Annotated in this window: 3 protein-coding genes; 2 read left to right on the forward strand and 1 reads right to left on the reverse strand. The window is 36.2% G+C overall.

Going from position 1 to position 2,188, the window contains the following annotated elements:
* Positions 1 to 536 (reverse strand): aminopeptidase (locus tag Q0F90_RS08930; protein WP_296004889.1); only part of this gene is annotated, 536 nt, incomplete at its 3' end.
* Positions 537 to 647: 111 nt separating this feature from the next.
* Between Q0F90_RS08930 and Q0F90_RS08935 the strand changes: the two genes are divergently transcribed.
* Positions 648 to 1,217, forward strand: coding sequence for a ComEA family DNA-binding protein (locus Q0F90_RS08935; protein ID WP_296004891.1), 570 nt, complete (start codon positions 648 to 650; stop codon positions 1,215 to 1,217).
* Positions 1,177 to 2,188: ComEC/Rec2 family competence protein (locus Q0F90_RS08940; RefSeq protein WP_296004893.1), on the forward strand; the 1,012-nt coding region annotated here is incomplete at its 3' end. The genes Q0F90_RS08935 and Q0F90_RS08940, both read left to right, overlap by 41 nt.

The raw sequence follows: 2,188 nt of genomic DNA on the forward strand, positions 1-2,188 counted from the left end.
CCTTCAATGCGACAAAGTTTCAACAATGTAGCCCACAATTGGTCGATTTTTTCTTCGTCAGTACCTTCATAGCCAAGTAAATTTGCCCATAGAACTGTCGGTACAGATGCAACACACCATGTAACAGAAGAGTTCATGATAGCTGTGTGGTAGAAGGATAATGCTTTATTTAAATTGCGAGATTGTAAGGAAATACGATCTGTTGGGATACCTTCTAATGCTTTAGGATTAGCACTGATTAAAGATAAAAATGCTGCCTTATCATCGATGTATTGTTTGTAGAATTCAGGAATCCAGTTAGCAGGCTTTTCTAAAACGGATTCTTTTGCATGTAATAAACGTTGACGCGCAATAGGGGAACATCTCCAGTTGAGGACAACTTCCTTAGCTCCTAGTTCATAAGCCTCTTCAGTAACAATTACTGCAAAGTCTTTGTTTTCTACATCAACAGAAATAACTAATGTTTGATCTTCTTGTAAATTTACGCCGTACTTGAGTAATGTATGAGCGTATTTTTTTAATGTTTCTTGATTCATAAATTCTCCTTTTATTCGACATCAATTGTAAAAGTCCTGCCTATGTGACTAATAGAGTCAACGATAGGACTTTACTATTTCATAGGGAAATCCTTCAGTAGGAGGTGCACTATGAACTATAAATTGAAGCCGTATATGATAATTGTATTAATCCTATGTATTTTAGTAGGAATTTATTTCCTATGGCCTATTATAACAGATGAAACCGATTCTGTCCTAGCTGATGGGGGATTAGATGGAAATTCTTCTATATCAAATGTAGAACAAATGTCTAACAAACCTATTGCGTATATTACGGGCGCTGTAGTATCTCCAGGTTTATATGAGCTTGAAAGCTCAGCTACTGTAGGTGATGTAGTTAAGATAGCAGGCGGACTATTACCCTATGCAGATGTAGAGTCTATTAATATGGCTAAGCCAGTCAATGCCGGAGATCATATCCACGTAGTATTTAACTTTCACGGTAACCCTGAAGTATTATTGCGAGGTAATAAGGTCAATATCAATACGGCCACTGCAAAAGAACTTGATGCATTACAAGGTATTGGTCCTGCTATGGCTAAAAGAATTGAAGAATATCGCTCACAAAAAGGACCCTTTACATCTGTTGAAGGTATCAAGGGGGTGAAGGGCATTGGGGATGGCGTATTTAAGAAGATTAAAGACAAAATTACAATTTAGTCATGTAGATAGTGATCATGATGGACCCGTTCAAGATATAAATGCTGTTAACCGCACCACTATGATAGTAACCCATAGCCAATGGGCACATATTATATTAGGCTCTATAATTATTGGTATCATATTAGGCTATGGACAATATTATCCAGTTCTTAGTCAGATGCACTATATTTTTGCTATTGGGTTAGCCATTATAGGTGTAAGTATTATTAAAGTATTGCACTCGTCTGATAGGTGGCGTTTGCTTGGTAAGTTAATTATTTTAGTCACTGTAGTAATAGGTGTATCCTATTATGAAACAAACAATCAAATTATTAATTATAATAGTTATTCATCGTACTATTTACAGCAAGAAGGGGAATATCTTGGTACGGTTGTAACTGCTCCTGAACGGGTAAATTTAGATGAACAGGAGTATTACAAATATAATGTAGAATTACATGGATTACATCCCTATAAAGACACTGCAAAAAATGACTATATTAAGGCACAGGGACGTTTACAGGTATACTCAAAGATATTTGAAACGAAGTATCCTATACGACTAGGGGAACAAGTAATTATTGAAGGTACACCGAAGTCCTTATTTCTTCTCGAAGAGGAAGGTCGTATTAATCTTAGGGGCCGTTACATGAGCTCTAATACTAGAGGTCGCATATACGATAGTGTATATCGCTCTGCTAGTAACAAAGATTTACAAGTATTTCAATATAAAGAAACATTGTTTGAAAATTTATATAAGAAATATTTAATGTTATGTGGACAAGCAAGAGAATCCATTGATAAACATATTGGTAAAAATCTAGAGGGACCGCAAAAGGTATTAGCGCAAGCTCTAGCTTTAGGCGGTCATTATAGTGAGCTTGGAGAAGAACGAATGAAGGCCTTCTCCTATACAGGACTCATCCATATTTTATCCATATCAGGTTCGCATATTGCTCTGTTGTTAGCACTTGTGTATGGTCTGGGAC

The sequence above is a fragment of the uncultured Veillonella sp. genome (assembly GCF_934190855.1).
In the GTDB taxonomy this organism is placed as follows: domain Bacteria; phylum Bacillota; class Negativicutes; order Veillonellales; family Veillonellaceae; genus Veillonella.